At 50.5% G+C, this 9,314-nt stretch carries 9 protein-coding genes and 1 pseudogene; 9 read left to right on the forward strand and 1 reads right to left on the reverse strand.

Annotated elements, in window-relative coordinates; translation table 11 throughout:
- The first annotated feature begins 298 nt into the window (after positions 1 to 298).
- The 8 genes from IEV46_RS17190 (at position 299) to lexA (ending at position 7,132) form a co-directional block, all read left to right on the forward strand.
- Entirely contained in the window at positions 299 to 1,291 is a 993-nt protein-coding gene (locus IEV46_RS17190; RefSeq protein WP_188433745.1) for a tyrosine-type recombinase/integrase, read from the forward strand.
- 33 nt (positions 1,292 to 1,324) lie between these two features.
- Positions 1,325 to 1,594: an acylphosphatase gene (locus IEV46_RS17195; RefSeq protein ID WP_188433747.1), complete on the forward strand. Its 270-nt coding sequence runs from the start codon at positions 1,325 to 1,327 to the stop codon at positions 1,592 to 1,594.
- A 178-nt stretch (positions 1,595 to 1,772) separates the two neighbouring features.
- A complete protein-coding gene (gene hemE, locus IEV46_RS17200) occupies positions 1,773 to 2,813 on the forward strand; it encodes a uroporphyrinogen decarboxylase (RefSeq protein WP_188433749.1) in 1,041 nt (346 codons plus the stop codon).
- An 11-nt stretch (positions 2,814 to 2,824) separates the two neighbouring features.
- The gene (gene hemH, locus IEV46_RS17205) at positions 2,825 to 3,775 is read left to right on the forward strand and encodes a ferrochelatase (RefSeq protein ID WP_188433751.1); all 951 of its coding nucleotides are present in this window, start codon (positions 2,825 to 2,827) and stop codon (positions 3,773 to 3,775) included.
- On the forward strand, positions 3,772 to 5,172 hold the full coding sequence (hemY, locus tag IEV46_RS17210) for a protoporphyrinogen oxidase (protein ID WP_188433753.1): 1,401 nt from the start codon (positions 3,772 to 3,774) through the stop codon (positions 5,170 to 5,172). The genes hemH and hemY overlap by 4 nt, the downstream gene beginning before the upstream one ends.
- 150 nt (positions 5,173 to 5,322) lie before the next feature.
- Positions 5,323 to 5,784, forward strand: a complete 462-nt coding sequence (locus IEV46_RS17215) for a hypothetical protein (RefSeq protein WP_188433755.1) — start codon at positions 5,323 to 5,325, stop codon at positions 5,782 to 5,784.
- 178 nt (positions 5,785 to 5,962) lie between these two features.
- Positions 5,963 to 6,085 carry a hypothetical protein gene (locus IEV46_RS18415; RefSeq protein ID WP_268235934.1) on the forward strand — a complete coding sequence of 41 codons (123 nt, stop codon included), beginning with the start codon at positions 5,963 to 5,965 and terminating at the stop codon, positions 6,083 to 6,085.
- A gap of 420 nt (positions 6,086 to 6,505) precedes the next feature.
- The gene (gene lexA, locus IEV46_RS17220; RefSeq protein ID WP_188433757.1) at positions 6,506 to 7,132 is read left to right on the forward strand and encodes a transcriptional repressor LexA; all 627 of its coding nucleotides are present in this window, start codon (positions 6,506 to 6,508) and stop codon (positions 7,130 to 7,132) included.
- A gap of 290 nt (positions 7,133 to 7,422) precedes the next feature.
- Here the strand turns inward: lexA and IEV46_RS17225 are convergent, their stop codons facing one another.
- Positions 7,423 to 8,670 carry a dicarboxylate/amino acid:cation symporter gene (locus tag IEV46_RS17225; RefSeq protein ID WP_188433759.1) on the reverse strand — a complete coding sequence of 416 codons (1,248 nt, stop codon included), beginning with the start codon at positions 8,668 to 8,670 and terminating at the stop codon, positions 7,423 to 7,425.
- A 212-nt stretch (positions 8,671 to 8,882) separates the two neighbouring features.
- Here IEV46_RS17225 and IEV46_RS18260 point away from each other — a divergent pair.
- Positions 8,883 to 9,314: pseudogene (locus IEV46_RS18260) on the forward strand (hypothetical protein); the annotation flags it as partial.

The following is a 9,314-nucleotide window of genomic DNA, read 5'->3' on the forward strand; positions in this document are numbered from 1 at the left end:
TTTTACCCTCTCATGTTAGCAAAATGTTAGCAAATATAGAGGCTCTCGGATATAAACCCTTATATATAAAGGTTTGAAGCTCATATTTCCGATACGGTACTATTATCGGAAGTTAGGGGTGGATCAACTCTCTTCCACCCGGTTGTCATATCGGGAAACCATATGATATACCTTTAACTGACGTGACAAAAAGGAGTGAAATCAGCTGTCCTCCCATCCCTTCTCCCGGCGTCTGCCGGAGAATATCAACCGGATCATCATTCAGTTTCCCGATGATGTACAGGAGTTTTTCCTAGAAATGATCAGTGCTGAGCGTTCCCAACAGACCATCGCCAACTACGCCTATGATTTCGCCCTCTTCTTTGACTTTCTGAAGGAAAAAGAGGTGGATCTGGAATCTGTCACTCCGCGGTTGTTGCGCCGTTTTTTTCGTCATATCGAAAACGGCTATGAACGCACTGTGTGGGTGACCGTCAAAAAACGGGATCCTTCCACCGGGGAAGTCAAGGAGAGTCAGGTGCCGAGAAAACACTTTCGGGAAAATACCCGGGCGGGAAAAGAAAGAAAGCGATCCTCTTTACGATCCCTGTTTCGTTATCTGGTGAAAAATGATGTGCTGGATAAAGATCCGATGCAGGAGTATGAGGATGCCACCTTGAAAGCCCGCAATCGAAAGAGAGTCCCCGTCTTCCTCACCCGTGGCGAAGCGCTGCGGTTAATCGAAGCTGTCGGATCATACCACCAAAAGCAAAAGAGACGTCGCTTCACCTGGTATGAAGCCCGGGATCGAGCCATGATCTTGATTCTTCTCAACACCGGGATGCGGGTCTCCGAACTGGTGGGTCTCAATTTGAACAATATCCAATCCGATGGTGCCTCAGCCCGGGTAATCGTACTGGGCAAGGGCGGCAAGGAACGGATGCTGAAGCTGAATCCGTCGGCTTATGCGGGTCTCCGCCGGTATATGGAATTGCGGCCTGATGAGGGGATCCCCCCTGAGCATCAGCAGGCTCTCTTCCTGAATAAAAATCGCACCCGGATGAGCCGCAAAGGAGTTTCGGAAGCCTTGCAAAAATATGTTCGGGAGGCCAACCTTCCACCCAAAGCGGCTAATATTTCCCCTCACAAACTGCGCCACACGTTGGCCACCCTGCTTCTGTCCAACGGAGAAAATTTGAGGGTGGTACAGGAGATCCTGGGCCATTCCAGTATTCAGACCACCCAGATCTACACCCACGTGATCGACTCGGAAAAGGATGATGCCCTCGACCGGTTGGGTGAATGGGTATAAGACCGGAAGATATTCCAGAAAGGATGATCCCTCATGAAACGGATTCATCTCATTGTTCATGGACGTGTACAGGGGGTTGGATTCCGTTATTACACCCTGGCAACTGCACGGAGGCTGGGGATCCTGGGGTGGGTGAAAAACCGATCCGATACCACCGTGGAAATCGATGCACAGGGCGATGCGAAAATGCTGGACCGGTTTCTGAAAGCAGTCCGAAAAGGGAGTCCTGCCTCAAGAGTGGATCGGATCCGTACAGAACAAAAGAATCCCACCCACTTCCATAGCTTTGAAATTCGGATATGAGTAGACCGGCGGGATAGCGCCGTTTTTTCTGTTTCCTCTATCCTTGGCAGGAAATCCCGTCGAAACCGGGGAGATTTCATGACACTTTGCCTTTGGATCTGTATAGTAACGAAGGGAAACGTTATGGTAATAATAAAGGTAGTTTATAATGATTTTTAACTGCGAAAGGTGTGTCCTTATGACAAAAAAAACCATCAATGATACTTTCCTCAAGGCATGCCGCGGAGAAGCCGTTCCTTACACTCCGGTCTGGTACATGCGGCAAGCCGGGAGATATCAACCGGAGTACCGGGAAATCCGACAACGGTACTCCTTCTTTGAGATGAATGAAAAACCGGAAGTATGCGCTGAAGTGACCCGCTTGCCCGTGGAGCAATTGGGAGTAGATGCCGCCATCCTGTTTGCGGATATCATGACTCCCTTAAAGCCCGTCGGAGTGGATGTTCAGATTAAGTCCGGGGTGGGACCGGTCATCTCCAATCCGGTAAGAAATGCCGCCGATGTGAATCAAATCGGGACCTTGAATCCCCAACAGGATATTCCCTTTGTGCTGGAGTCCATCCATATGTTAACCTCCGAGCAATTGGACGTCCCTTTGATCGGTTTTGCCGGGGCTCCCTTTACTCTGGCGAGCTACTTGATTGAAGGAGGCCCGTCAAAGAATTATCATCAGACGAAGGGATTTATGTATTCCCAGCCTGAGGCTTGGGAAATCCTGATGGAGAAACTGGCTGATCTCACCGTGACCTACCTGATGGCCCAGATCTCCGCTGGCGCCCATGCAGTACAAGTCTTTGATTCCTGGGTTGGCGCTCTGAACAGTGCCGATTACCATACTTATGTGGCTCCGGTGATGAATCGGATCTTTTCCCGGTTGAAAAAATCCACCGATGTTCCCCTCATCTATTTTGGCATCGGAGCCGGTCATCTGCTGCAGGAATGGAATCGTCTCCCGGTTGACGTGATTGGCCTGGACTGGCGAACATCCATCCGGCAAGCACGGCAATCGGGAATTGAAAAAACCCTCCAGGGAAATCTGGATCCTTCCCTGCTGCTGGCTCCCTGGGAGATGATCGAAAAACAAGCCCGGGAGATACTTGATCAGGGAATGGAAACCCCGGGACACATATTCAACCTCGGTCATGGAACCTTCCCTGAAATCCAGGTGGAAACCCTTCAACGATTGACCCGATTCATCCATGAATACACACAGAAATGAGGTGTTTGTCCATGTCGAAACGGACAATCGGACTCCTGGTGATGGCCTATGGCACTCCCCGCAATACAGATGAGATCGAAGCCTATTACACACACATCCGTCACGGCAGAAAGCCTCCCGCAGACCTCCTCCAGGATTTGAAAGACCGGTATGAGGCCATCGGTGGAATTTCCCCCTTGTCCAAAATCACCGATCAGCAGGTGGATTCTCTGGAGAAGAGACTGAATGAGCTCCATGACGATGTGAAATTCCGCAGCTACTTGGGCCTAAAACACATTGATCCTTTTATCGAGGATGCGGTCCAAAAAATGAAGGAAGACGGCATCCAAGAGGCTGTCAGCATAGTGCTGGCCCCCCATTACTCCACCTTCAGCGTAAAGTCCTACAACAACCGGGCACAGGATCAAGCGGAGCAACTGGGGGATTTAAAGATCCATACTGTGGACAGCTGGTATGAGGAGCCTTTGTTCATCGACTACTGGGTCAAACAGGTCCGGAACACCTTTGCCCAAATCCCGGAGGAAAAACATGATCAAACCGTTGTGATTTTTTCCGCTCATTCTCTGCCCGAAAAAATCTTGAAGGCCGGCGACCCCTATCCTCACCAGCTGGAGGAGACGGCCCGACTGGTCGCTGAGGGAGCCCGAATTTCTAACTATGCCGTCGGATGGCAAAGTGAGGGGAACACACCGGAACCTTGGCTGGGACCTGATGTCCAGGATCTCACCCGGGATCTTTACCGGGAAAAGGGCTACACTTCCTTCGTCTACTGCCCCGTCGGATTTGTGGCAGATCATCTGGAAGTCCTTTATGACAATGACTATGAGTGTAAAGTCGTTTGCGACGAAATTGGAGCGGATTACTACCGTCCACCAATGCCCAACGCCAAGCCGGAATTTATCCAGTGCCTGGCCGATATTGTCAGCCGGAAGTGGACGGAGACCAAGTGGGGAAGCCTATGAAACGATCGCGAATCGCTGTGGTGGGCGGGGGCATCACCGGACTGTCCGCCGCTTATTATCTTCATAGAGAAGCCGAACTGCGCTCCCTTCCCCTGGATCTCGCACTAATCGAAGGGGAAGAACGTTTGGGTGGAAAAGTGAAAACAAAGCGGATTGACGGGTTTGTCATGGAGACGGGACCGGATTCCTTTCTGGAGCGAAAAAATTCCGCCAAACAGTTGGCCCTCGACCTCGGTCTGAAAGACGATCTGGTCCGGAACCGTACAGGCCAATCCTTTATTCTCCACCAAGGTCGGCTGTTACCAATACCTGAGGGAGCTGTTATGGGAATCCCCACCCGGCTCACTCCTTTTTTGAGAACCGGACTCTTCTCAGCTTCAGGGAAACTCCGCGCTGCGCAGGATTTGATCCTGCCAAAGCAAAAGGAAAAAATGGACGTCTCGGTCGGTGCCTTCTTTCGTCGGCGTCTGGGGGATGAAGTTGTGGATCACTTGATTGAACCCCTGTTATCAGGAATCTATGCCGGAGATCTCGATCGATTGAGCTTGAAGGCCACCTTCCCCCAGTTCGCTCAAATGGAACAAGAGCACCGCAGTCTGATCCTGGCCACAAGGAAAAGCCGACCCCCGCGCAAAAAAGGGAACCGGTCCCGGGGGCAATTTCTCACCTTGAAACAGGGATTGGAAAGCCTGGTGGAAACCATCGAAGCCAAGCTCCCCAAGGAAACAGTGATTACAGGAAACCCAGTCCAGCGGATCATCAAAGAAGCCAATCGATATCTGCTCGTCCTCCGCTCCGGGCGAGTGATCCAGGCCGATGCTGTGATCACGGCTGTACCTTTTCAGGTGATGAAACGCCTTCTCCCGGCGGGAGAACTTCCGGAATATCCAACCTCCGTCTCCGCTACTTCAGTGGCCACTGTGATTCTGGGGTATGATCGTGAGGCACTTCCCGAGGGCGTCGATGGGACAGGGTTTGTCATTCCCCGAAAGGAAGAGACCACCATCACCGCATGCACCTGGACCCATAAAAAATGGCCCCACACTGCACCGGAAGGAAAAGCTCTCATCCGTTGTTATGTGGGACGCTTTGGAAATGATGCCATAGTGGAGGAAACAGATAGTCGAATCTTAGATCGGGTTTGCTCTGACTTACGAAAGATCCAAGGAATCGAGGCGATGCCGACATTCACTCATATCACCCGCTGGCAGAAATCGATGCCTCAGTATGCTGTAGGCCATGTGGACTGGTTAAAGCGTTTGGAGGAAACCTGTCGCGACCAATTGCCCGGATTTTTTCCCGTGGGTGCCTCCTACAGCGGAATTGGGATCCCCGATTGTATCGACCAAGGCAAACAGTCGGTTCAGGATACCCTCCACTATCTCGGATACCGCTAAATTACAAGCTCCCTCATGAAAGCTGGTTAATGATTGGACTCCTTCTGCGATCAGGAGATTTTCATATGTGCTTTTTCCCTTCCGTTGTGCTAACTTCCCTCACCTGTCCATATATATAGGGACAAAGGAGCGCAAGCAGGAGGGGACCACGTGAACGAAAAGTGGAAATCCATTTCACGAACGGGACTGATCTATCTGTTCGTCGTCGTCGCAACCCTGGGATCCCACTCTTGGTACCAACAGGTTCGGACTCAAAGCTATATTGACCGGTTTGAGGAAGAAAAGGGATTGAAGATCCTCCATGAGATTTCAGACACGTACAAAATAACCATGGAAAACTACTCCAATTACAAATTGAATCGGGAGATGAAACAGCGTCTGATCGACAAATTGAGTAAGCTGAGTCACGACCTTCATCGGGTGGATGAATCCATTCATTCGGAAGATGTCGTCTATCGAATGGACTTCTCCTTCATTTATCATGATATCAAACTGGTGAAACTGGCCCTCTCCGACTCCACCAAAGACGATATCGTACCAGTCATTCTCCTTCATGCCATGGAAGGCCTGGGGGATTTGAAGAAAGAGATCACCTATATCCGGTATCGTTGATTCCGATCAAAAAGAGGCCCGCAACAATGGACGGGCCTCTTCTTCAACTTTCACTGATGGGGATGACAATGCTGATGATGTTGTTTTCGGAATGATGGCTGCGTCAGTCCGTTGTTATTCATCTTAGTTGATCCTTTAAAAACAACTTACCACGGGTTTTAAAAGGATGAATGATCTGATGCTGAAGAAGGTCGTTCCATATTCCGATCTGTACAGCACTGAAGTTCCTCCCTTCGATGGGTTGGCCGGAAAACTGACTCATGTGATTCCTGTCATTTTGGTTTGGATATTGCTTATGTGATCTTCCTGAGGACTTTCTTTTCACATATCACCCCTCTCAAAAAGAGACTGATCGGTCTCTTTTTCACCCCGTACAGGATCCTCGTGTTTTCCGACTCGCTCCCACAGGGCATCCCCGAATTGGATTTGAATCATGTGATATTGAATCGATCCATCATACGTATCCCGTTTTTTGAAACCGGAAACCGACATCGACGATGAGCACAAGATTTGCGATAACAAGAACCAATTGTCAAATCCCGGAGATGGGATCGCCCACCGAAGATTTTAGGCAAGCTATGTTAGTCAGGACAGTTCATGATGGATATGCATCCTGCCAATCCGAATTCGAACTGATGTTTGTTCTTTCGCCAAACATCATGTATAATGTAGAAAATAACTCATCAGAGAGACCGGGAGCCTAGGAAAGGGGATGAGTCATTTGAGTCAACTGTCGCCACGTCAACAGGCCATCTTGGATTATATAAAACAGGAAGTGCGGGAAAAGGGATATCCCCCCTCTGTCCGCGAAATTGGAGAAGCTGTCGGGCTGGCCTCCAGTTCCACCGTCCACGGCCACCTCAATCGTCTGGAAAAAAAGGGATTGATCCGACGGGATCCAACCAAACCAAGGGCTATCGAAGTGCTGGATCAAGACCATGACCCGGCTCCCGATATCCCCTCTCAGACGGTGATGGCTCCTTTGGTGGGAAAAGTGACTGCTGGGGAACCCATCACCGCCGTGGAAAATGTGGAGGAGTATTTTCCCATTCCCCGTCGGATGGTCCGTCCTGACGAATCTGTATTTATCCTCGCCGTTCGTGGCGACAGTATGATCAACGCCGGAGTGATGGATGGCGATTATGTGATGGTTCGCCAACAAAATACGGCGGACAACGGAGATATGATTGTAGCTATGACCCCCGAAAACGAAGCCACCGTCAAGCGCTTTTACAAAGAGAAAAATAGAGTCCGACTGCAGCCTGAAAACGATACCATGGAACCGATCTGGTTACCGGAGGTTACCATTCTCGGCAAAGTGATCGGTCTGTTGCGGGAGATACAGTAACAAATCGGTTTTTCGCTGCTCCTTCAGACTAGCAATTACTTTATATAGGAGGAGACGAGCGAAAACAAACGGTGATTCAGGCTCCCATCACCTTTGTAAAGAGCGACAAATAAAGGTGCAACCAAGAAGAATAATGTTCGGTTTGGTGCGCTGGGTTCCGAAAAGTTATTTGATTCTCAAAAGGGAAGGCCAGGCATTATATAGCAACTGTTTAACTGCAGTCTATCTTTTTATAAAGGCATACTTCCTGCGGGAATAAAACAGCCTCAGCTATAGCTGAGGCTGTTTTATTATGACGAAAAAGCATTCTCCCACTTTTTCTTCATCCACTCTTTTCCCTCCACAAACCGGGCGACTAACATACTGGCGACGGTGTCACCGGTGCTGTTCACCATGGTGGCCACCGGATCCACCAGCGTGCCTAACACAGCCAGAATCGGAAGGGCTTCCGGAGGAAATCCATACAGAGTGATAATAAGGAGTTCACCGGTGAATCCTCCGCCGGGAACCCCCGACATCACCATTCCTGAAAGAATGGCAACCAGGATCGCCGTCAGAAAATCCTGGATATCGTGAAAAGGCATCTGGAATAAACCGAACAGGAACGAGATCTTCAAAATGGCACTTAAGCACGAGCCATCCATATGGATGGTGGCCCCCATGGGGATCACCATTTCCCGGATATCCGAAGGAACCCCGATTTTCCGTGACGCCTCCAGGTTCACGGGAATGGACGCCACGCTGCTGCCGGTGGCTAGTGAAGTCACCGCTGCCGGAAAAATGTTGCCCCAAAATTTCCGAACTCCGGTCCCTCCCGCCGCCACCCAGGCATACAGGCTGAAAAAAAACAGGAAATAGAGAATGGCCACTGGGTAATAGACCGCTACTGCTTTCAAATAGGAACCCACCAGACTGGGACCGAATTCCCCCACCAAGGAAGCAAAGTAGGATGCCAACCCCACCGGGGCAAACCACATAATCACCCCGATCAACTTGACCAAAACATCAGACAAGGCTGCCAGCCCCCGAGCAACGCTCTTTCCGCTTTCCCCCGACATACCGACCGCCGTTCCAAAAAGCATCGCAAACAGGATCAAGGCCAGCATGTTCTCCTTGGACAAAAGGTCTTTGAAATCAGGGGCAGTCAGTGCCTGAACGATCTGTTCCGACAAAGTCAATGAGTCTTCGGAACTCTCCTCTTCACCCTCGCCCAATGACACCGATACACCTTCCCCGGGATTGATCCATTGAACACTGAACAGCATCACCACGGAAGCGATGATTCCGGTCAGGACGAAAACCACCAGCAGTGTACCCAGAATCCTTCCCAATCGCTTCAATGTCCCCATGTTGGCAATGGAACTGCTGATCGTGACAAACACCAGCGGCACCACTACTGTGAACAACAGATTCAAAAAAATATCTCCCAAGGGTTTCAAGACAGCGGAGCGGGGTCCCAGAAACCATCCCGCCACACTGCCTGTAATCACGGAAGCCAACAACAGCAATGGAAACCGGTAGGGTTTCAACCGCTTCATAGATCTCTCCCCCATTTCCAAACATACCGAGGGATGCCGTCTCCGGGCATCCCTCGGTATGACGTCCTTTGCTTGTGCAAATTTAATATACATGAGAAGTCCGCTTTTTGTAAATCACCCCCCGATTCCGCTTCGAATTGGGTTGTCCACTTGGATTGGACCCGATATGATATCCATGTGCAATCGTCATTCAGATGGGGTGAAAAAGAAAGGTGCGGATAAAATCATGGAGCCGGGCTGGGCTGACTTTAACGGCCCTGGTCATATGTGTTGCCTGCACAGTACCTCAGGCCCAGACACCGGATGCTTCCAAAATTGAAGGCGGGGAGAAGCATTCCCCGGACAAGCAAAAAAGTCGGGAGGAAAAGGTGGACTTCCCTTCCCGGAAAGAAATCCGTCGGGTAATCTCCATGTACCAAAACCAAATACCGAAGCACTGGGGTGAGAACCCCCCCGGTGTGAAACAGCGGCTGGCCACAGAGGAAAAAGTGATCGCTCTCACCTTTGATGCTTGCGGCGGCCCCCGGGGAAGCGGGGTGGGGGTCACCGGACCATTTCGGGAAAATTGTACGTTAAGACATATGTCCGTAACAAAAAAACCGGCTCCCTGTACGCTAAGGGCCGGTTTTAGGTATGTCTCAGCC

Source organism: Kroppenstedtia guangzhouensis (genome assembly GCF_014637345.1).
Taxonomy (GTDB): Bacteria; Bacillota; Bacilli; order Thermoactinomycetales; family DSM-45169; genus Kroppenstedtia; species Kroppenstedtia guangzhouensis.

What these genes read in the sequence shown, in the direction of transcription:
- IEV46_RS17190 (WP_188433745.1), top strand. Translation starts at nt 299, where the DNA reads ATGATCAGTGCTGAGCGTTCCCAACAGACCATCGCCAACTACGCCTAT.
- IEV46_RS17195 (WP_188433747.1), top strand. Translation starts at nt 1,325, where the DNA reads ATGAAACGGATTCATCTCATTGTTCATGGACGTGTACAGGGGGTTGGA.
- hemE (WP_188433749.1), top strand. Translation starts at nt 1,773, where the DNA reads ATGACAAAAAAAACCATCAATGATACTTTCCTCAAGGCATGCCGCGGA.
- hemH (WP_188433751.1), top strand. Translation starts at nt 2,825, where the DNA reads ATGTCGAAACGGACAATCGGACTCCTGGTGATGGCCTATGGCACTCCC.
- hemY (WP_188433753.1), top strand. Translation starts at nt 3,772, where the DNA reads ATGAAACGATCGCGAATCGCTGTGGTGGGCGGGGGCATCACCGGACTG.
- IEV46_RS18415 (WP_268235934.1), top strand. Translation starts at nt 5,963, where the DNA reads ATGCTGAAGAAGGTCGTTCCATATTCCGATCTGTACAGCACTGAAGTT.
- IEV46_RS17225 (WP_188433759.1), bottom strand. Translation starts at nt 8,670, where the DNA reads ATGAAGCGGTTGAAACCCTACCGGTTTCCATTGCTGTTGTTGGCTTCC.